The organism is Nocardioides sp. YIM B13467 (assembly GCF_042788075.1).
Lineage (GTDB): Bacteria > Actinomycetota > Actinomycetes > Propionibacteriales > Nocardioidaceae > Nocardioides.
The window spans coordinates 3,364,432-3,384,253 of the sequence record NZ_JBHZPJ010000046.1; the positions used below are offsets into that span (position 1 = coordinate 3,364,432).

Annotated in this window: 14 protein-coding genes and 1 tRNA gene; 4 read left to right on the forward strand and 11 right to left on the reverse strand. The window is 69.5% G+C overall.

Translation table 11 applies throughout. From position 1 onward, the window contains the following. Positions 1 to 81 precede the first annotated feature (81 nt). Positions 82 to 723 carry a hypothetical protein gene (locus tag ACFX43_RS23350; protein WP_378835876.1) on the reverse strand — a complete coding sequence of 214 codons (642 nt, stop codon included), beginning with the start codon at positions 721 to 723 and terminating at the stop codon, positions 82 to 84. A gap of 153 nt (positions 724 to 876) precedes the next feature. On the opposite strand from ACFX43_RS23350, the gene ACFX43_RS23355 reads away from it, so the two are divergent. Beyond that, entirely contained in the window at positions 877 to 2,145 is a 1,269-nt protein-coding gene (locus ACFX43_RS23355) for a helix-turn-helix domain-containing protein (protein WP_378835881.1), read from the forward strand. Positions 2,146 to 2,234: 89 nt separating this feature from the next. Further along, positions 2,235 to 4,238 carry a fatty acid desaturase gene (locus tag ACFX43_RS23360; protein ID WP_378835887.1) on the forward strand — a complete coding sequence of 668 codons (2,004 nt, stop codon included), beginning with the start codon at positions 2,235 to 2,237 and terminating at the stop codon, positions 4,236 to 4,238. A 20-nt stretch (positions 4,239 to 4,258) separates the two neighbouring features. On the opposite strand, the gene ACFX43_RS23365 is transcribed toward ACFX43_RS23360, so the two are convergent. Together ACFX43_RS23365 and ACFX43_RS23370 are read right to left on the reverse strand one after the other, a co-directional pair. Next, the gene (locus ACFX43_RS23365; protein WP_378835891.1) at positions 4,259 to 4,918 is read right to left on the reverse strand and encodes a TetR/AcrR family transcriptional regulator; all 660 of its coding nucleotides are present in this window, start codon (positions 4,916 to 4,918) and stop codon (positions 4,259 to 4,261) included. A gap of 33 nt (positions 4,919 to 4,951) precedes the next feature. Further along, complete coding sequence (locus ACFX43_RS23370) at positions 4,952 to 5,803, reverse strand: esterase/lipase family protein (protein ID WP_378835894.1); 852 nt, start codon at positions 5,801 to 5,803, stop codon at positions 4,952 to 4,954. A 156-nt stretch (positions 5,804 to 5,959) separates the two neighbouring features. On the opposite strand from ACFX43_RS23370, the gene ACFX43_RS23375 reads away from it, so the two are divergent. Beyond that, a tRNA-Ile gene (locus ACFX43_RS23375) sits at positions 5,960 to 6,036 on the forward strand. Here ACFX43_RS23375 and ACFX43_RS23380 read toward each other — a convergent pair. From ACFX43_RS23380 to ACFX43_RS23400, 5 genes are all read right to left on the reverse strand, one after another. After that, entirely contained in the window at positions 6,031 to 6,993 is a 963-nt protein-coding gene (locus ACFX43_RS23380) for a GNAT family N-acetyltransferase (RefSeq protein WP_378835900.1), read from the reverse strand. The two genes, ACFX43_RS23375 and ACFX43_RS23380, sit on opposite strands and share 6 nt — an antisense overlap. An 89-nt stretch (positions 6,994 to 7,082) precedes the next feature. Further along, positions 7,083 to 9,344, reverse strand: coding sequence for a transglycosylase domain-containing protein (locus tag ACFX43_RS23385; protein ID WP_378835904.1), 2,262 nt, complete (start codon positions 9,342 to 9,344; stop codon positions 7,083 to 7,085). 185 nt (positions 9,345 to 9,529) lie between these two features. After that, positions 9,530 to 9,955, reverse strand: a complete 426-nt coding sequence (locus ACFX43_RS23390) for a ribonuclease domain-containing protein (RefSeq protein ID WP_160028510.1) — start codon at positions 9,953 to 9,955, stop codon at positions 9,530 to 9,532. 110 nt (positions 9,956 to 10,065) lie between these two features. Next, positions 10,066 to 10,719 (reverse strand): response regulator, encoded by a 654-nt coding sequence (locus tag ACFX43_RS23395; RefSeq protein ID WP_378835909.1) that lies wholly within the window; start codon positions 10,717 to 10,719, stop codon positions 10,066 to 10,068. Further along, positions 10,716 to 11,999, reverse strand: coding sequence for a sensor histidine kinase (locus tag ACFX43_RS23400; RefSeq protein WP_378835917.1), 1,284 nt, complete (start codon positions 11,997 to 11,999; stop codon positions 10,716 to 10,718). The genes ACFX43_RS23395 and ACFX43_RS23400 overlap by 4 nt, the downstream gene beginning before the upstream one ends. A gap of 117 nt (positions 12,000 to 12,116) precedes the next feature. Between ACFX43_RS23400 and ACFX43_RS23405 the strand changes: the two genes are divergently transcribed. Further along, positions 12,117 to 12,869 carry a GAP family protein gene (locus ACFX43_RS23405; RefSeq protein ID WP_378835924.1) on the forward strand — a complete coding sequence of 251 codons (753 nt, stop codon included), beginning with the start codon at positions 12,117 to 12,119 and terminating at the stop codon, positions 12,867 to 12,869. A gap of 3 nt (positions 12,870 to 12,872) precedes the next feature. Here the strand turns inward: ACFX43_RS23405 and ACFX43_RS23410 are convergent, their stop codons facing one another. Genes ACFX43_RS23410 through ACFX43_RS23420 form a run of 3 tightly spaced genes read right to left on the reverse strand, consistent with a single transcriptional unit; the run spans position 12,873 to position 19,739 of the window. After that, on the reverse strand, positions 12,873 to 13,718 hold the full coding sequence (locus tag ACFX43_RS23410; RefSeq protein ID WP_378835927.1) for a hypothetical protein: 846 nt from the start codon (positions 13,716 to 13,718) through the stop codon (positions 12,873 to 12,875). A gap of 31 nt (positions 13,719 to 13,749) precedes the next feature. Then, positions 13,750 to 16,518, reverse strand: a complete 2,769-nt coding sequence (locus tag ACFX43_RS23415) for a family 78 glycoside hydrolase catalytic domain (RefSeq protein WP_378835933.1) — start codon at positions 16,516 to 16,518, stop codon at positions 13,750 to 13,752. Positions 16,519 to 16,577: 59 nt separating this feature from the next. Continuing rightward, a complete protein-coding gene (locus ACFX43_RS23420; protein ID WP_378835938.1) occupies positions 16,578 to 19,739 on the reverse strand; it encodes a family 78 glycoside hydrolase catalytic domain in 3,162 nt (1,053 codons plus the stop codon). Positions 19,740 to 19,822: the final 83 nt, after the last annotated feature.

The window sequence follows — 19,822 nt, forward strand, 5'->3', positions numbered from 1 at the left end:
CTGCGACAGAAGGCCCGAGTCTCCCTTGTCCGTATCTGCGTTGTCCGTATCTGCGTTCTTGCGAGTCTGTTCCGTCATGACTCAGGCACCTCCGCTCGGCGCGGCTGCGCGCCGACGACGAGAGCTCCGCGCACCCCGGCGCGGCTTGTCCTCTTCGTCGTCCTCGTCCTGCTGGTCCGCCTCGTCTTCGTACTCGTCCTCTTCCTCCGCTTCTTCGTCGTCCTCGTCCTCGGGCTCTTCCTCGGCCTCGTCTTCAGGCTCGTCCTCGTACTCGTCCTCAGGCTCCTCACCCTCGGCCTCGTCTTCGGCCTCGACTTCGTACTCGTCCTCGGGCTCCTCGTTCTCCGAAACCTCGTCCTCCGGCACCTCGTCGGTGTCCTCGTCGGTGTCCTCGTCGGTGTCCTCATCGGATGACGACGCGCCCAAGAGCGTGCTCCGTTCGTGCAACCGATCGCTGAGCTTGTCGATCTGGCCCGCGGCCGCGGCGACCGCGGCCGCCTTACCAGCCTGAACGAGCTTTCCGCTGACCTGCTGTCCGAGCTTCTGTACGTCGGACGAGCCGCCAAGGCTCTGAGTACCGATCTTCAGCAGCTCGAGGCTGCGCTCGCGAACAGCGCTGTTGCTGAGCGCCGACGCAACGACCACAGCCAGTCGAAGTTTCTTGAATCGCCCGAGCACATAGCCAGCCGCTACAGCGGCTCCCACGCGCGTGGTGACAGACATGTTCGTGTGCTCCCTTCTCGGGTGGCCCTCCACCACCCATTACCCCGGGCGGTACCCGATGTGACGCGGGTCATACGTTGGTCCTCGAAGAGGGCGCGCGGTGTCCATCAACAGCCGGAGGCTGAGCGCCGGAACGCTCGGTAGTCTCCGGGCATGGGTGTCAGCGCGGGGCAACAGGAAGACCTGCCCGAGTCGGTCGTGGTCGAACTGCGCCGTACCGCTGCCGAACTGTTGGGACACGTGGCGGCGTACGCCGACGACATGCTGACGTACATCCTCGAGCGGATCCCGGAAGCGAGCGCTGATGACGAGCTCCGTGGCCTGACACTGGGGTCGTGCTCCTCGAACCTCGAGGCCGCGCTGTCGATGGTGCGGCACGGTATCGACGTGAGCGCCGCATCGGCGCCGGTCACCGCTCTCGAGCATGCTCGCGCGATGGCCGCCCGCGGCTACAGCGTCGACGTGATGCTGCGCTTCTACCGGATCGGCCACGCCTACTTCAGTGAGCGGATCCTGGCCGGGATCACCGATTTCGTGCAGGCCCCGGCTCTTGCCCTGGCGGTGGTGTCCTACCTGGAGCGCTACGCGTTCGCGTACGTCGACCGCATCTCCAGTGAGGTCGCCGCCGAGTACGTCGCCGAGCTCGACCGGATCCAGACCCAGGCCCGTGCGGCCCTGACGGATGCGGTCCGCACCTTGATCGCCGGCGGGCGGATCGACCTGCGCCGCGCGGAGCGCACCCTGTCTCACCGGCTCACCGGCTGGCAGACGGCCTTCGTCTGCTGGACCGGCAGCGACGACGTCGATCTCGCGCGCGTGGGTGAGGCGGTCGGGGCACACCTCGGTTCCTCTCATCCCCTGCTCGTCCCTGACGGCGCTCGCGCGCTGTGGGGCTGGGTCTCCACGACTGGTGCTCCTGCCATCGCGGCGACGGACCTTCTCCCCCTGGCCGGGAGAGTCCCGGAAACGGTCCGGGTCACGCTCGGCACACCGGCGCAGGGTGCCCCCGGCTTCCGGGACTCCCATGTCCAGGCACTACGCGCCCGTCGGATCATCGAGCTCGCGGGTCGCGGAGCAGCGATTTCGACGTACGCCGAGCTGGCGCTCGTGGACACGATGAGCGGCGACCTCGACCTGACCCGCGCGTTCGTCGCGACCGAGCTCGGTGGGCTGGCTGTCGCCGGACGCCGGGAGGACGAAGAGCGGCGGGCGCTGCTCGCGGTGCTCGATGCACAGGGTGGACTGGCGGCCGCGGCCGACGAGCTCGGCGTACACCGCAACACCGTGCTGCAGCGCGTCCGCCGGGCCGAGGAACGACGCGGGCTTCCGGCGACCGAGCGCATTGCCGAGCTGCATGCCGCGTTGCGTCTGGTCGGCGTGCTGGGTCCGCTCGTGCTCGCGCGGGAGCCCGACCAGGCCTGACCCGGCTATGACCCGGATGTGCTGCGCGCACATCGACATGGGCTCCGCACCTCTCGCGGGGTGCGGCTCGCGGTTCGTACGTTTCGAGCATGTCAACAACGACGGAGCAACCCGCAGCCACCCGCCACGCGCTCCCCGACCCGGGTGAGAAGGTCCCGACGATCTCCTGGCCCATCGTGGGCATCTTCTCCGGCGCGATCGTGGTCTTCGCGGTCTCGACCTGGGCGGCGCTGGCCGAGCGGCTTCCCGTCCCGGTGACGGTCCTGCTCAGTGCGGCGGCGATCTTCGTGCTGTTCACCGTCTTGCACGATGCCGCGCACTACTCGATCAGCACCCATCGCTGGGTCAACGTGGCCTTCGGCCGGGTCGCGATGCTCTTCGTGTCGCCGCTGATCTCGTTCAGGTCGTTCGCGTTCATCCACATCGAGCACCACCGCAACACCAACGACGACGACAACGACCCCGACCACTTCGTCAGTGGCGCTCCGTGGTGGCAGGTCCCGTTCCGGTTCCCGTTGATGGACGTGCCGTACCTGTCCTTCCTGATTCGGAACGTGAAGCGTCGCCCCCGGTCGGAGGTGCTCGAGACGGTCCTCCTGATGGGCACGACGATCGCCGTGATCGTCGCCGCGGGCTTCACCGGACATCTGTGGACGCTGGCGGTCCTGTATCTGATCCCCGAGCGGCTCGCGATGTTCGTGCTGGCCTGGTGGTTCGACTGGCTGCCTCACCACGACCTCGAGGACACCCAGCAGGAGAACCGCTACCGTGCCACCCGCAACCGGGTCGGCTCCGAATGGGTCCTGACTCCCCTGCTCCTCTCGCAGAACTACCACCTCGTCCACCACCTGCATCCCTCGATCCCGTTCTACCGCTACGTCGCGGCCTGGCGCCGCAACGAGGAGGCCTACCTCGAGCGGGATGCCGCGATCGGCACCGTCTTCGGTCATCAGCTCGATGCGGACGAGTACCGCGAGTGGAAGACGCTGAACGGCAAGATGGCCCGGCTCCTGCCGGTGCGGATGCCGAGGCGGTCCTCCGCTCGTGCCGCCGAGTTCCACCCGATTCCGGTCGCCGGCGTGGAGCGGCTGACACACGACAGCGTGCTGATCCGCTTCGACATTCCTGACGAGCTGCGCGAGAAGTTCTCCTTCGAGCCCGGTCAGCACGTCACCGTTCGCACCGACCTCGGCGGCGAGGGCGTACGTCGCAACTACTCCATCTGTTCCTCGGCCACCTCCGACACCCTGGCGATCGCCGTCAAGCACATCCCGGGCGGGGCCTTCTCCACGTTCGCGATGGAGCAGCTCCGAGCCGGCGACACCCTCGAGCTGATGACACCGACCGGGTCGTTCGGGACCGCGGTCGACCCGCTCGCCGCCAAGAGCTACGTGGCGATCGCCGCCGGCAGCGGCATCACCCCGGTTCTCTCGATCCTGCAGACGACGCTCGCCGTCGAGACCGAGAGCCGCTTCACCCTGATCTACGGCAACCAGGACGCGGACAGCACGATGTTCCGCGACGAGCTCGACGACCTCGAGGCGCGCTACGCCGACCGACTCCGGATCATCCACGTACGCTCCCGCGACCCCCGGCACCCGGAACATCTGCGCGGTCGGATCGACCGCGCGAAGCTCGAACAGTGGCTCGGCTCCGAGTTGGCCGCGGCCTCGGTGGACGAGTGGTTCCTGTGTGGACCGGTCGAGATGGTCGCCGACCTACGCGACCTGCTCCTCGAACGCGGTGCCGAGCCGGACCGCGTCCACGTCGAGCTCTTCCACGGCTACCAGAGGCCCCGCATCGCCGACGGCTTCGCTCCCGCCACTGTCACCGTCGGCCTGCGCGGCCGCCAGCACGAGGTCCCCTTGGTTGCCGGCGACACCGTTCTCGAGGCAGCGTTGAAGGCCGGGCTCGAAGCGCCGTACGCCTGCCTCGGCGGGGCTTGCGGCACGTGCACGGCGAAGGTGACGCTGGGGTCGGTCGCGATGGAGCAGAACTTCGCCCTGTCCGCTACCGAGGTCGAGCGCGGACACGTGCTGACCTGCCAGTCTCGCCCGACCACGCCGGCGGTCACCGTCGACTACGACGACTGAGCCGACAGCTGGGCCCGCGGTTAGCTGCCGTTGCGTACCGCGCCGTAGAAGTCACTCAGGCGAGTGATCAGCTCATCGACCGCATCCGGGCTGGGTCCTGCGGCAGGCACGTCAAGGACCCAGTCCGCGATGATGTCGAACAGGCCGCCGATCAGGCCGATCGCGATCCCGTGGTAGCGCTCGGTCAGGACAGTGCCGTACCCGACCCACAGCTCTTCGACGAACGCCGCGGCCGCGCGGCGGTTCTCGCGGCGCTGTCGCTCGGCCACCGGTGTGATGGCGCTGCCCTGGCCGAAGGTGACCTGCGCGACCCGGACGTCGTCGACGAAAGCGTGCGCCAGCTCGGCGAGCATCAAGCGGGTGCCGGTCTCCTCGTCGGGTGCCTCGGCGGCCACGGTTGCGAGCCGCGCGAAGGCCCCGTCGGTGATCTGGCGCAGCAGGGTGGCATAGAGGTCGTCGCGGCTGTCGAAGGACTCGTAGAACGACTTGGTGGCAACGTACGCGTGCTGGCACAGCTGCTCGATCGAGGTGTTGACGAAGCCCTGCGCGGCGAACAGCTCGAGCGCCGCGTCGAGCAGCGCCTGCCGGCGCTGCTCGCGGCGCTGATCGGCGTCCAGGCCGCGGATCACCCGCTGTTGCTTGCCCATGGCCTTGCCGCTCGTGCTGTTGGGTGGTGTCACCTCACCGAGGTTAGAGCACGCTCCTCGGCGTGCTCAGGACAGCCAGGGCACCGGTACGCAGCTCACCGGCTTGGCGTTGGCCGGGTCGAGCGCGTTGGCCACCAGCGCGAACACGTTCGGATCCCAGGCCAGGCCCACATGGCCGCTGAAGTCGAGCGCGCAGACGTCCTGGAGGACGACGTTCTTCACGTTGCTCGCCGGGGCGAGGATGCCGCTGGTGTAGGGCGTGACGACCTCGTCGTACTTGGTGACGATGCTGGTGTAGCTGGGTCCGGGGACGCTCACGCCGCCTTCGTTGAGGTCTTTCATGAACTCCGAGCTCGGCGCGAACTCGTTGCAGGCCGTGCAGCCGCCGGCCTCCAGGATCGGACGGAAGCCGAGCAGATCGGCGAGCTCCTGGAGACCCTGCAGGCTGGTTCCCTTGAAGTTCGAGCCGAAGCCGACGAAGTGCTTGACCACCTGGTCGCCGCCGAGGAACTTCAGGTAATACGCCGGCACGGTCGTTCCCTCCGAGTGCCCGGCGATGCTGACCTTCGCCGCCCCCGTCGAGGCTCGCACCTTCTCCACGAACGCGTCGAGCTCGCCCGCGCTCTCACGCATCGAGGCGAGCCCGCCGGTGAACGGGCCCCAGTGGGTGGTGCCGTAGGTCTTGTAGTAGACGCAGTAGCCCTTGCCCTTGAGGTGCTGAGAGAGCAGCGCCATCCCGACGTCGCCGCTGCTGCCCAGGCCGTGCCACAGCACGACCGGCTCCGGATGTGTGGCGCTGGGCTGGCAGGTCCAGTCGTTGATGCCCGACGTGGGCGCGGCAGTGGCCGGCGCGGCCAACGCCAGACTGGTCAGAACCGTGACGAGCGCAGTTCCTAGACAAGCGACGAGTTTCTTCATGGGGATCCCTCCCGGACGCCGGAATGTGACGGTGGGCACCCGAATTGGAACACGATTGCTGCTTTGAAACAAGAGTCCTTTTCCAAAATGGGTCGCCGCAAGGGATGCCGACTGGCGCCTGCGTGGTATCGACACCGCGCCCGCTAGGATCTGCGCGGGCCGTTAGCTCAGTCGGTTAGAGCAGAGGACTCATAATCCTTGGGTCGCGGGTTCGAGCCCCGCACGGCCTACCAACGATCGGTGCGCTGGACCTCGTGCATGAGCTCGATCTTGCGGAAGCCGAACTGCCTGTTGATGCGCTGCATCACGTCGTTGGACGGGTCGGTCCAGGTGTGGATGCTGGTGCGCTCGGGGTGGTCGCGCTGGACGGCGGCGAGGGTGGCGACCTTGAGGGCGAGGCCCAGCTTGTGGCCGCGGTGGGCGGACTTGACGAAGGTGTCGTCCTGGATGGCCTCGTCGCTGCCGTGGGCGAGGAAGATGACCGAGTAGCCGACGAGCTCGCCGGTGAGGATCTCGCGGGCGGCGGCGGTGATGCGGTCGTAGGAGCGGGCGGTGCTCTTCTCGGCCGAGCGGATGCGGTCGGCGGTGTGGGCGACCAGATCCTGCTCGGTCTTGCCCGGCATCTCCTTGCCCATCTGGTTGCGCAGGCCTACGAACTGGGCGAGCAGGTTCTCCGGCGTCCGGTCCTCCCACATCAGGATCTCGTAGCCGAGCACGTTGAAGGGCTTGTGGGGCAGCGGGAGGTCGGCGGCGAGGTGGTCCTCGCGGCGTACGGACTTGAAGCCGAGGGCTCGCGCGAAGGCAAGGGACGACTTCGGGGGGATGGTCACCTCGGCGGTCGTCAGGGTGCGGCCGCTGGTGCGGCGTACGTCATCGGCGGCTCGCCACAGCTCGGTGCCGACCCCACGCCAGCGGTGCACGGGGAGGACGTGGATGCCGAGCTCGACGACGTGGCTCCGTTCCTCCTCCGGGAGGTCGAGCTCGGCGATGCCGATCGTCTCGCCCTGCTCCTTCGCGGCGAGGAGTACCCGGCGGCCATGGTCGTGCGGCATGCGCACAGAGTTGGCGAGCGCCTCGAACGTGCGATGCGACGCGTAGGGTCGATCGAAGGCCATCGATGCCGCCTCCACGGCGTACCAAGCCTTCAGAGCGGTGTCATCGTGGACGTCGACGGGGGCGATCACAGACACGGGCTCTATCTAACCGTGTCGGGCAAGGTCGTGGGAACTGAGGCCCCCCGCCAAGCGTTGACACGTCATCTGTTCGGACCGGATCCGCCTCAGATGGGCCCGGGCTCGGTCGAGGGGTCGTCCGGGTCGGGGTCCGGAGGACCGGGGGTCTTGGTCGGCGTCGGGGTCGGCGTCGGAGTCGGGGTGGGTGTCGGCGTGGGCGTCGGCGTGGGCGTCTGGGACGGCGACGGGGTGTTCGACGGCTCCGGCTCCTTGGTCGGCTCGGGGTCGGGGCTCGGCGGGACGTACGGCGCGTGGCCGGACTCCGGGGCTTCCCCGTCGAGCCAGGCCGGCGGCGGGAACTCCTCGTAGTCGAGCTCGTCGGTCAGCTCACCCATGATCTCGACCCAGGTGTCGGCCGGGTAGTCGGCGCCGAAGAAGGTGTCGAGCCAGCCGTCGAGGGCGCCGCTGCCCTGCCCCCGGCTGTAGGCGACGGCGGTGGAGAGCTGCGGGGTGTAGCCGACGAACCAGGCCGAGGAGACCTCGTCCTTGTCGTTGGTCGCGGTGCCGGTCTTGCCCGCGGCCGGCTGGACCACCGCGCTGGCGGCCTGGCCGGTGCCGCTGGAGACGACCTGCTGGAGTGAGTAGGAGGTGTCGGCGGCGACGTCCTCGTCCATCGCCCGCTTGCTGCCCTCGGTGTCGTCGTGCTCGTAGAGGACGGTGCCGTCGGCGTCGACCACCTTGGAGACGACGTAGACGTCGTTGTGCACTCCCCCGTTGGCGATCGTGGCGTAGGAGTTGGCCATGTTGATCGGGCTGACCGTCGAGTTGCCCAGCGTGAGCAGGAAGTTGTCGGGCTGCATGTCGCCACCCGACTTCATCGGGATGCCCGGGTAGGCGGGGTCGCTGCGATCGCCGCGCGGGATGCCGGAGCGTACGGCCATGTCGTAGACGTCTTTGCTTCCGTTGGGCAGCGAGTCGGACATCTCGACGAAGGCGGTGTTGATCGACTTCTCCATCGCGGTGAGGCTGCTGACGGAGCCGTAGCTGTGGCCGCTCGGATCGGCGGCGCTCTGCCCGGAGTTGCGGACAGGCAGGCCGTTGAAGTCCTTGGGAGAGTTGCCGTCCCAGCTGTCCTTGAGCGAGTAGCCGGCCTTCAGGGCCGCAGCCATCGTGAACGCCTTCATCGTCGACCCGGCCATGGTGGAGCTGCTCGAGGCCCAGTTGATCTGGGAGTCCAGATAGTCCTGGCCACCGTAGAAGCCGCGCAGGGCACCGGTCTTGACGTCGACCGTCGCCGCGCCGACGTGGAGCTCGTCGGCGACGTCGCCCTCGATATAGGCCTTCTTGTCGTCCGGACGTACGTCGTTGACCGCCTGCTCCGCGGTCCGCATCGTCTTCTTGGTCAGCGTGGTGGTGATGCGGAGCCCGCCGCCGTTGATCTCGTCCTCGGTGACCAGCGGGTTGCCCTGCTCGTCCTTGAGCTTGAGGAGCTCGTCGCGGACCAGCTTGAGCGCGTGACCCTTCTGGCCGCCGTAGCGGCTGTCGGAGCGCGGCTTCTTGAACTTCGGCAGCGATGCCTTGGCCTTCTCGCCCTCGGCGGCGTCGACCATGTCCAGCTTGACCATCGAGTTGATGACGTAGCGGTAGCGGCCGTCGAGCTCGGCGACCGCCTCCTCACCGTTGCTCGGGTCGAGGTCGTTGGGGTCGTTGAGGATCGCGGCGAGTGCGGCGGCCTCCTGGAGGGTGAGCTTCGCGGCCGGCTTGTCGAAGTAGGCGTTCGACGCGGCCTCGACGCCGTAGGCGCCGCGGCCGAAGTAGATGGTGTTGAGGTAGCCGGCGAGGATGTCCTCCTTGGACTTCTGCCGGCTGATCTTCAGCGAGATGACCGCTTCCTTGACCTTGCGGGAGTAGGTGCGCTCCTGGGTGAGGTAGAGGTTCTTGACGTACTGCTGGGTGATCGTCGAGGCGCCGGACTGGGTGCCGCCGGTGTTGTTGTTGACCACCGCGCGCAGGATGCCCTTGATGTCGATGCCGCTGTTGGTCCAGAAGGTGCGGTCCTCCGCGGCGACCGCGGCGTCCTTCATCAGCTGCGGGATCTCGTCATAGGGCAGCGAGTCGCGGTCCTGGGAGTCGGCGATGTAACGCCCGAGCTCGTCCTTGCCGCCGCGGTAGTAGACGAAGGAGGTCTCCTTCTCGTAGGCGGCGTTGGCGCTGGGGATCGGGATGGCGTTGTAGGCCACGATCACACCCATGGTGCCGATCAGCGCGCCCACCAGAATCACGATGAAGAAGGCCTTCAGGACCTTCCTTCCCCGCTTCTTCTTCGGCTTCGGCGTGGGTGTGTAAGGCGGATTGCCCTGCCAGCTCAAGTTGTCCCCTCCCGCGGTCACAAACGTTCCTAGAGTACGGCGGGCTCCCAGGCCCGACGCGATCGTCGGCTCCGTGTCCAGGACGTTTCAGCGGGGTCTCAGGTTGCTCCTGAGATGGCGACGGGCCTCTGGCCTGGGCCGGCGATGCCCTGTCTGCCCAGGTCAGAGGCCCGTTGCGGGAACACTCAGACCAGGAAGTAGAAGGTGCTGTAGTGGTCGGGTGTGAAGTAGACATCACCCGTTGTGGTGTCGACCACGAGCCGGTAGGACTGGCGCTGCGCACCGCATTCACGCGGGGTCACGTCGAACTCGAGGTAGGAGTGGCCAGAGGGCAGCTCGCCCTCGTAGTTGTTGTAGGTGCCACCGGAGAAGTTGCAGGTGCCGGTCGGCGGCCAGTCGTGCCAGCCACGGTTGGACGGGTAGCCCAGCGAGGCCCAGACCTCGTTGGAGTCGAGGGCCTCGGCACAGCCCTTGTGAGTGCAGCTCTCGATCCAGTCGGCCTGGGCGGCAGGGGCCAGCGCGACGCTCCCACCGAGCAGGCTGGTGGTGGCGACGAGACCTGCGAGGAGCAGCTTGATCATCGTGAGCACGGAGCGGTTCTTCCCGGACATGAATCCTCCAGTGTGTGCGTTACGGACGGTTGGTAATTCTGCTACCTGGCGCGTCCGGATAGGGGCTCCGAAGGTCACGAACCGGTGAACTCTGAGGTGTGAGCGCGTCCTCAGACGATGCCCGCCTCCCGGGCCACGATCGCCGCCTGGACCCGCGAGGCGACCCCGAGCTTGGCTAGGACGCGGGAGACATGGGTCTTCGTGGTCGCCTCGGAGATCACCAGCCGCTGGGCGATCTCGGCGTTGGACAGGCCCTCCCCCAGAGCCGCGAGCACGTCCCTCTCCCGGGGCGTGAGATCTGCGGGAAGCCGCGCGGCGGGCGGTGCCGCCGGGCCGGATCGGTCGGGCGCGCCGGCGAGCTCGGCGAGCACCCGGCGGGTCACCTCCGGGGCGACCACGCCGTCGCCCGCGGCGACGTGCCGGACCGCGTCGACCAGGTCGTTCGCCTCCGCCGACTTGAGCAGGAACCCGGCCGCGCCGGCTCGGAGGGCACCGAAGACGTACTCGTCCAGGTCGAAGGTGGTGAGCACGAGTACATCGGCGAGCCCCTCCTCCACGACCTGGCGGGTCGCGGTCACGCCGTCGGTGCCGGGCATACGTACGTCCATCAGGACGACGTCGGGGCGCAGAGCCCGCGCGTTGGCGACCGCGGTCGCGCCGTCGGCGGCCTCCCCCACCACCTCGATGTCGCCGGCAGTGGCCAGCAGCATCCGCAGGCCGGCGCGGATGGCGGCGTGGTCGTCGGCGAGCAGGACCCGGATCATGCGCTCGCCCCCGGGAGCGGCAGGATCGACCGGACTCGCCAGCCGGTGCCGTCGGGGCCGGCCTCGAACGTGCCGCCGAGGGCTTCGGCGCGTTCGCGCATCGACACCAGCCCGGTGCCGGTGCCGGCCTCGGCCGCGGGCTCCTTCGCGGCGCCGGCATCGGTTACCTCGATCTCGAGGGTGTCGCCGGGGATCAGACGCAGATGAGTGGTGCCGCCGCCGTGCTTGAGCACGTTGGTCAGGGACTCGCGGACGATCCGGTAGACGGCGTGGTCGACCGCGACCGGCAGCGCGAGGTCGGCACCGTCGAGAAGGCGGCCGGGGTCGTCGACCCGCAGCGGCAGGCCAGCCAGTCGCGCCTGCTCCAGGACGGGGCCGAGGTTGGCGGCGCGGGAGGCGGCGGTGAGGTCCTCGGCGTCGCCGGGATCGCCGTCGGAGCGCAGGACTCGGATCATCGCGCGCATGTCATCGAGCGAGGCCAGGCTCTCGGCCCGCACCAACCGCAGCGCTGCCCGGTCGCGTTCCGGGTCGTGCTCACCCGCCAGCGCCGCCCCCGAGGTCAGCGCGATGGCGGACAGGTGGGAGGCGACGACGTCGTGCAGGTCCCGGGCCACCGCGGAGCGCTCGGCCCGGACCGCGTCGTGCCGCTCGGCGTCGGCCAGGCGCAGCAGCGCGGCGCTGCGTTCCCGCTCGAGCCGGGCCCGGTCGTCGGCCGCATCGGCGAGCTCGCTGCCCTGACGTACGTTGCTGCCCCACCACATCGGGGTGACGACGATCGCGAAGAGGGTGAGCGCGAGCACGACGGGGGTGCGTGGGTCGGAGGTGGCCGCGGCGGAGGCGACGACCGCGGCAGCGATGGCCACCGCGACGGCGACGGTGGCGATGCGTCGCGCCAGCGGCGATCCGTGCAGCTGGCCGGCGAAGAGCGCGTCCCAGAGCACCACCACCATCGCGATGCTGCCTCCGATCAGCAGATCTGCCCCGAAGCAGAGGGCGACGACGGTCTGCACCGCGAGCGGCCGGCGCCGTTTGAGCACGAGCGCACCTGCCGCGAGGGTGAGCGGGACGAGATGCCACCAGCTCGGCACATCGTCCAGGTCGATGCCGAACGGGTGCAGGCCGCGCACGCCCCCGACCTGACCGAGTGCGTGCAGCGCGAGGCCGGCGGCGAGGACGACCACGGCGTCGAGCCAGGCCAGCCGGCGGTCCGCGGCGCGCAGGCTCGTGCCACCGCCGAGAAGCGCCGCGGGCAGCTGCTGCAGCAGGGTCGGGCGGTCCACGACACCATCTCAGCACGTACGCCGTCTGCCCGGGTCATCCGAAGGATGTATCCCCGCGCCGAAGGATCACCGTTTCGGCCGACGCGCGCGAGGTCGGCCGCACGCGAGCCTCGGGGCATGGACATCGACCTCGGCCCACTCACCGGCGACCTCGGCGGCACCGCGACCTACGTCGCACTGGCGGTGCTGGCGCTGATCGACTCGACCAGCTTCGGCACCCTGCTGATCCCGGTGTGGCTGCTGATGGCGCCCGGCCGGGTTCGGCCCGGACGGATCCTGGTCTATCTGGGTGCACTCGCAGGCTTCTACGCGCTGCTCGGCATCGGGATCCTGCTGGGTGGCTCCGCGGTCGCAGACACGCTCGCGGGGGTGAGCGACTCGCGCCCCTTCCTATGGGGGCAGCTGTTCGTGGGCGTCGGCCTGTTCGCTCTGAGCTTCAAGCTGGACCCGCCCGGGTCGGGGAAGGAGCGGACCGATGCGTCCGAGCCGTCGGGACGCCTGCTGAGATGGCGTGAGCGGGCGGTCGCCTCGGAGTCCGGGTCGGCCTCGGCGCTCGCCGCGCTGGCGGTGCTCGCCGGGCTGGTCGAGGCTGCCTCGATGCTCCCCTACCTGGCCGCGATCGGGGTGATCGGGACGCAGGGGCCGGACTGGCCGGTGTCGGGGCTGTGGGTGCTCGGCTACTGCATCGTGATGATCGTTCCGGCGCTCCTGCTCACCGCCGCGCGCGTCTTCGCCGCTCCCCTGGTGGCGCGCCCGCTGGCCCTTCTCGACGGTTGGCTGGTCAAGCACGCCGCGAGCGCGACGGCGTGGGCCGTGGGCATCGTCGGGTTCCTGCTCGCCCGGGCCGCGCTCGGGCCGCTCTTCGGCTGAGCCTCACTCCCAGCCGCAGTAGCCGGGCAGGAAGTCGTAGAGGGCGGTCTTCTGCGCCTTGCTGAGCGGGAGGAAGTAGCTGGCGCCGTCGGGGACCTCGGGGCCACCGACGTGGACCCGGAAGAGGCTGCCGACCTTGTCGTCGGCGAGGGCATGCGGGTCGCACCGGGCGGGCAGGACCCGCAGCTCCAGCGTGGTCGGCTCGCCCGTCATCGGAAACGGGGTTGCTCGCGGCCAGGTCGGTGTCTCGGTCGCGAGCTGGAAGAGCACCGTGCCCTCCCAGCCGTCGAAGGTGACGTCCGGGAGGGCCTCGGTCGGGGCGAACGTGACCGGGAGGACGAAGACGCTCTGCTTGCCCTCGCCCTCGACCCGGGGCTCGCCGACGGTGATGTCGGCGGCCTCGGTCAGGGTGCGCTCGGCGCAGTCGCGGTCGAGGAGGCGGTCGACGTTGGCGTACCTGTCCTCGGCCTTGCCGGTGCTGGTGCGCCACTCCCCCGCCTCATCACCGGCCTCACGCCAGGTGAGGGTCAGGTCGGCGTCGCCGCCCTCGCCGCACTTCCCGCGGGGCATGTCGAAGTCGAAGTCCATCTCCGGGTCGACCGGTTCCGAGCCCGTCCATCGGGCCCGGAACCGGTCGCTGCTCACCTCGAGATGCGAGACCTCGATCGAGGAGCCGGTGTCGTTGACGAGGCGTACGAACGCCTCACCGGTGTTGCGCTGGAGCCGGGTCTGGTCGAGGTAGGCCGTCAGCCCGTCGGGCCAGGCCGTCTCGCGCGGCTCGGTCGTGCCGCAGGCGGCCATGGTCGACCCGACCAGGAGACCTGCGGCGAGCACAGCGATTCGGCGCACTGCGGCAGGTTAGCGGAGTCACGGCACCCGGTCATGCCCCTTTCTTGAAGGTCCAGGCACCGGAGCCGATCCGGTAGGAGGTGATGCCGTTCTCGGTCCCGAGGCGCTCCGGGACGGTCCGGCCGGGGCCGGTCGCCAGGTAGGAGCCTTCGGGGAGGCGTACGACCGCGGTGACGTTGACCGGGATCGTGGCGCGGAGGGTGACACCGTCGGCGGTGCGGGTCCAGGCGGAGGAGACGCGGCCGCGCTGGGTGGCCACGGAGCCCTTGGCGTGGGTGAGGCCGGTGGCCGGCACGGTGAGCTCGACCTCTGCGGCGCCCGGGGCGGTGGTGCGGATGCCGAGCACCGACTCGGTGACGTCGACGATGCCGCGCGAGCCCCAGCCGTGGGAGGCGCTGTTGGCCGAGCCGCTCAGCTCCCAGGCCTCGGGGGTGAAGGTGCCGCCGTCGGCGAGCCAGCCGGCCCAGCCGTAGTCGTCCTCGTTGGTCAGCAGGTTCAAGACACTCTCGCCGGCACCCGCGTCGGCGAGGGCCTCGAGCAGCACGTGGGCGGTCATCGGGCCCTGCTTCATCCCCTGGGCGGCGATCTGCTCACCGAGCGCGGGCACGTCTTGCTGCGGTGCGACACCGAAGGCGATGGCGTACGAGGTCGCGTGCTGTCCGGCGTGGGCGGACTGGGTGCCGTCGGCGAGCAGGCCGTCGACGTAGGTCCCGTCGGCCTTGCGCAGCATCTGGTTCATCCGCGTCGCGAGAGCGTCGGCGTCCGAGCGGAGCGCGGCGACCTCGGCGTCGGGGCGGTCCAGCTCCTCACCGATCAGCGCGACCTTGCGGAGCACGTCGACGCCGAGCGCGTTGACCGTGGTCCTGGCGGCGGTGGTCATGTCGTAGCCGAAGCGGCCGTGGGCGGGCCAGTCGACGATGCCGTACAGGTACTGGCCGGAGCCGCCGGACAGGTTGGTGACCAGACCCTGGGTCGGGCCGCTGGTGGCGATGTGGCGGCGGATGTAGCCGGCGGTGGCGGTGAGGTTGTCGTAGGCGTCCTCGAGGACGGCCTTGTCGCCGGTCTCGAGGTAGTAGCGCCAGATCCAGTCGGGGACGACCTCGGTGAAGTCGGGGATGTCGCGCTTGCCGTCGCCGTTGGGGTAGACCGCGTTGTAGCGGCCGGCGTCGTTGCCGGTGGTCCAGTAGCGCTCCTGGCTGAGCAGGAACTCCCGGATCGCCTGGCGGGAGGCGACCCGCTCGCGCTGGGAGGACATCAGGCCGATCGAGATGTTGGCGGTGTCGTGCAGGAACTGGCCCTGCTCGCGCGTCGGGGTGTCGACGAAGGTCTCCTGGACGGAGTAGCGCAGCGAGCGGTCCATCAGGTCCCACACGTCGTCGAGGGTGGCGTCGGAGCTCTCGAAGGTGGCGGCGCCGTCCTCGTCGTACGCGGTGTGGACGACGGTCGCGGTCACGTCCTCGGCGGTGATCTCCTCCCCCGCGCCCGGGATCTCGAGGTAGCGGAAGCCGAGATGTCCGACCGCCAGGTAGTCCTTCGCGCCGGCGGCCTGGGTGTAGGGGAAGGACATGTTGGTGCTCTGCGTCGAGAGGCCCGTGGTCGAGACCCGGCCGGTGTCGGCGAGCTCGTAGCCGGCCCGGATCGGAACCTGTCGCCCGGCCACTCCGTCGTCGAAGTGCACACCGGGTCGGGCCGGGATGATCCTGCCGAAATCGGCGACCGGAGTGCCGTCGGCGGCCTCGAGGATGCGCTCGGGGTGGACGACGGTCTCCTCGAGCCGGGTCTGCTGGCCCTCCAGGTGGGTGAACGGCGCCACCGGGTGCGCGCCGACGACCACGGCGCCGGACCACTGGGAGTCGTCGTAGCCGGGCGCGGTCCAGTCGCCGATCTGCTGGGCGGCCTGGCCGTCGAGGTGCTCGATCCACAGGCCCTCGCCGTTGCGGGTGCCGACGGTGACGTACGGACCACGGCGGACCTTCCAGGAGCCGTCGGTGACGATCGTGGTCGTCTCACCGTCGGCGTAGGTGAGCTCGAGCTTCAGGAGTACGCCGGGGATTCCCGCAGCACGGCCCTGACCGCCGCTGAACCAGTGCAGCTTGACGCCGAGGGCGAGGGTCTCGCCGGGCGTGACCAGGTCGGTGACGTCCGCGGCCTGGTAGTAGCCCTCGCTCGGGTAGCCGAAGTTGCTCATCCGGTCGGCCTGCTCGCCGCCGAGATAGAGCTCGGCGGTGTGGCTGGCCGCCAGATAGCTGCGGGCGCTGACGATCCTGCCGTCCGGCACCTCGACCTCGGTGCGGGCCAGGGTCCACTCGTCGCGCTCCTGGGCGGGGTTGGTCGCGGTGCCCGGTGGTCGCCTGATCCAGCTCGCGCCGGCCCAGTCGCCGTCGCCGAGCCCGGTCTCGAAGGCAGCCTTCGCCGACCAACGCGAGGGGTGCTTGCGGCGGTCCCAGGTCATGACCCGCCAGGTGTAGCGGCTGCCGGGCTCGAGGGTCTCGCCGGCGTAGTCGACGTAGGACTGCTGCGCGGAGGGGACCTTGCGGGAGTCCCAGACGATCTCACCGGCGGCGTCGCGTACCTCGATCTTGTAGGCGCTCTGCACCTCGTTGGCGTCGCTGTCCTGGGGCAGCCAGCCGAACCGTGGAGTCAGGTCGGTGTTGAGCGGTCGGGCGATGTCGTCGACGGTCAGGCCGGCGGGTGCGGCGGGCGCGGTGTTTGCGGACGCGGCACCGGTCGGTGTCACGGCCGCCGCGAGGCTGGTGACGACCAGGGCGCTGGTGACGATCGCGGCCAGGCGGAGCTTCATGGGTTCCTCCGAGCGAGTTGATACGTTGCTGTGGCCGGATCCGGGCACAGCCTTCAGGTTCAGCAGACGGCGCGAAGCCGCTCGATCTCCGGGCTCTCACCCGAGCTCGTGCTGATGACATGGCAGCCGGCGGGCACGTCCTGGATCACCAGGTAGGAGCCCTCACGCGTCGCGGGCACCGGGCGCCCGTCGAGGAACACCCGCTCCCCGGACGGCGACGGGACGAGAACCTCGGCCCGGGAGTTGCCCGGGACACTCACGCCGACGTCGATGCCGCGGTCGGTCGTGGCGTACGCCGCGCCGATGCGGCCGCGGAGGGTGGGCAGGGTGACGTGTGCCCACGGGACCCCGGCGGGCTGTGGCCGGACGCGGAACTCCTCGTAGCCAGGCATCAGGGGCTCGATGCCGAACATGCCTTGGGGCACGTTGTAGGCCGGTGAGGCCGCCCAGGGGTGCGACCACGTCATGTTGGGCTTCAGGGAGGTGTCCCAGGCCTCGGCGGTGGCACCGGCTCCCTTCGCGATCATGTTGAGCCAGCTGCGGAGCCCGTTGCTCGTCAGGAGCTGGTGCGCGACGTCTCCGCGGTCACCGTCGTAGAGGGCCTCGAGGACGAAGGCGGCGCAGTAGACGCTGCAGGCCATGCCACGGGTTCCGATGTAGTCCGCGGCGCGCTGCGCGACCTCACCTCTTGCGAGTCCGAACGCCGTGGCGAAGACGCTCGCCTGGATCGCCCAGTGCTGGATCGGGGTGCCGTCGGCGTTGAGACCGTCTCGGTAGGCACCCTTGGCCGAGTCCCACAACCTGTCGTTGGCCGCGTCCCGGAGTCGGTCGGCGATCGCGGTGTACGTCGCCGCGTCGTCCTCGTGGCCCAGCGCCGTCGCGATCTCCGCCATGTCGCGGAACGACCGGTGGCCGATCGCGTTGATGACCGTGTTGTAGGGGCGGAAGACGTAGCCGTCGCGCTCCGATGTCGGCCAGTCGACGATGTCGCAGTCGGTGCAGTTGGAGCCGTTGGATCCGGTGTTCTTGCGGATGAGTCCCGTGGACGGCTCGACCCACTTGAGCGGCAGCTTCTGCTGCAAGGCGGTGTAGTTGCGGGCCAGGGCGTCGGTGTCGCCGGTCTGCTGCCAGGAGTCGTGGAAGGCCAGGATCGTGTACATCGGCCACTCGGTCGGCCATGTCCTGCGGGTGAGCAGGTATTCCAGGGAGTAGTTGCCCAGGGTCGGGTCGCTGGAGACGAAGAAGTTGGCCATCATCTGCAGGTAGCTGTCGGCCTCGTAGGCACCGCGCTCGCGGCTCCAGGAGTCGACGTAGAGGTCGTGGTTGGTCGCCTCGATCGTGTTCCGCGACAGCGCCCACACGCGGTCGAGGTCGTCGTCGGCCGAGTCGAAGACCGCCTCGTCGGTGTCGAAGGGATAGATCTGCGCCAGTGCCGGGAAGTCGTCGGCGCCCAGGCCGGTGGGTGCACCGATGACCTCGGCGTAGCGGAAGACGCGCATCCCCCAGGTCTCCAGGTGCTGCTCACCTTCGCGCAGCGTCCACCTGTCCTGGTACGTGTTGCCGGTACGCATGGCGTACCGCACCGTCTGGGGCGCGGACAGCTCCTCGCCGAACCGGAGGTCGAGCACCTGTCCCGCCGTGCCCTCGACGTCCAGAGCGAGACCGCCGATCCACGTCCGGCCGTAGTCGATGAAGTAGTGGCCGGGTGACTTCTCCACCACGCTGACCGGCGCCTTGAGCTGCTGTTCCACCTTGGCCGTGGGGGCGGCGCGGAGGTCACTGAAGGCCGGGCGCACCGCGGCGTCGCTCCAGCCGGAGTCGTCGAAGCCCGGCTCGGCGAAGCCCTCGGGCCACTGGGCCGACTGCAGGTTCTCCTTCGGCGCCGAGAAGAACGACGTTCCGATGCTGCCCGCGGAGGGGAAGACGAGACCACCGGAGCGACTCCGCCACTGGGGGCCGCTCACGATCGCGTCACGGGTGCCGTCGGCGTACTCCACGACGAGCCGCCCGAGGAAGCGCCGGTCGCTGCTCGTCCAGCCGAGCACCCCGATCGCATTGTCGGCTCCCGGTCGCAGTGCGTCGGTCACGTCGAAGCCGTCGTATCGTGCCTCGCCGCGGATCGGCTGCGTCGGTCCGAGGCCGACGAACTTCCCGTTGAGCCACGCCTTGTAGACGTACTGCCGGCCCGGCGCGGTCGAGGATGCGGTCGCATAGAGGGTGGCGGTGGCGATCGGCTTGTCGGGCAGCGTGAACTCGTGCCGGAGGAAGGCCCAGTCCTGCGATTCGACACCGTAGACGCAGTTGGCGTTCGTGCCGACCTCGAGCCAGCCGCCCACCGCGGCGCCGCAGGCGAAGTCACTGCTGGCGGAGAAGTCGTTGGTGTAGAGGACCTCGCCCGAGGCGGAGGTGACGGTCAGGTCGTCCCACGCGTTGCGCTCGGACCCGCCCGTGCGGAAGCCGACCGAGCCGGCGGCGAAGTCGGTGAGGGTGCGGGTGTCGACGAGGGTGTCGTCGAGCCACGTGCGGATGGTGGTTCCCTCTGCCTGGATGCGCAGCCGGTAGGAGGTGTCGCGGACGAGGGGCTCGGCCAGCGGCACCGAGTCGAGCTGGGTGAAGGTCCCGCCCACGCGCTTGTGGGGAGCGAAGGTGTTCACCCCGTCGCCGCGGAACTGCCACATGTAGTAGTTGCTGGCGTCCGCGGCTCGGAAGGCGATGGTGGCATTCTGGGACGTGATCCGGAAGGTGGTGTCGATGGTGACGTCACCCCAGGAGATCGTGCGGGCAGGGGCGAGCCAGATGGGCTGGGCCTGGCCCCACTCCTGACCGGGACCGGTGGTGAAGGTGGAGACGCTCGACCAGTCCGAGCCCTTTCCACGGCCGTCCCAGGTGCGTACTCGCCACTGGTAGGTCTGCTCGGGCTCGAGCGCCGGACCGCCGTAGGGCACGTTGGTGCTCGCCGAGGACCTGACGCGACCGGAGTCCCAGACCCCGGCGGCTCCGATTCCCTCGCTGATCCGGGCGACCTGTACGCGGTAGGCGCTCTGCTCGGCGAAGGGAACGTGCCAGGCGAGCAGCGGCGAGCTGAGGTCCTCCACGTCGCGCGGCGAGGGCAGCTGCGAGACGGTCAGGTGGGTGGCCGCCGCGCCATCGACAGCAACGGCCGGGACGGGGACCGAGACGACGAGGACGCTGATCACGATCGCGGCCAGGCGGAGCTTCATGGGGGTCCTCCGGAGCGGGATTGATACGTTTCAGAGCACTCCGAAGACTATGACCACCGTCACACGATCGGGAAGGGTCATGG